The 725-nt window shown below is 43.2% G+C and carries 1 pseudogene; it reads right to left on the reverse strand.

Going from position 1 to position 725, the window contains the following annotated elements:
- Nucleotides 1–679 (reverse strand): annotated as a pseudogene (locus BCT81_RS01290) (malate synthase A); the annotation flags it as partial.
- Nucleotides 680–725 lie beyond the last annotated feature (46 nt).

Raw genomic sequence — 725 nt, forward strand, 5'->3', positions numbered from 1 at the left:
CTTCCATGCTCTCAAGCTTTGGAATGTAGTAGTAAACGCCCAAGCCTTGCTGCGCACGTGATTGATAGTTGTGGAAAAAGTACAACGCAAAGTCCATCAGACAACCCGCGATAGGTTGATTGTTGAATTGGATCGATTGTTCAGGTAGATGGATTCCACGAGGGCGAGCGATTAACAACGCAGGGTCGCTGTTTAGCTGGTAGTTCTTTTGTTTCTTCTCATCGAAATAGCTGATGGTGCCTAAATTGGCATCTCTTAAGTTAATTTGCCCTTCGACCATGTTGGCCCAAGTTGGGGAAGACGCATCCTCAAAACAGCACATGAAGACTTTCGCACCTGAGTTTAATGCGTTGATCACCATCTTTCTCTCGATAGGGCCTGTAATCTCTACGCGACGATCCAGTAATTCTGGTGGCGGTGTTGTGACTTTCCACTCTTTATTCTGACGAATAGAGATAGTGTCCTTTCTAAAATTAGGTAGCTCACCGTCATCATATTTTGCTTGTTTTATGTCGCGATCATTTAGCAGGGCATGACGGCGATCTCCAAACTTGTTAACGATAGCTTCTAAGAACTTCAATGCATCTTTAGACAAGATCTCTTTGTACTCGGGGTTGTCCATATTCCCAAGTACCTGCATACACAGTGTTTCTTCTCTTTCTTTCACGTCATTCATCATTGCTTGTCTCCTTTACACAATACGATGTCATTTTGTATACAAAATG

Origin of the sequence: Vibrio sp. 10N.261.52.A1, from assembly GCF_002876325.1 — a bacterium.
Lineage (GTDB): Bacteria > Pseudomonadota > Gammaproteobacteria > Enterobacterales > Vibrionaceae > Vibrio > Vibrio chagasii.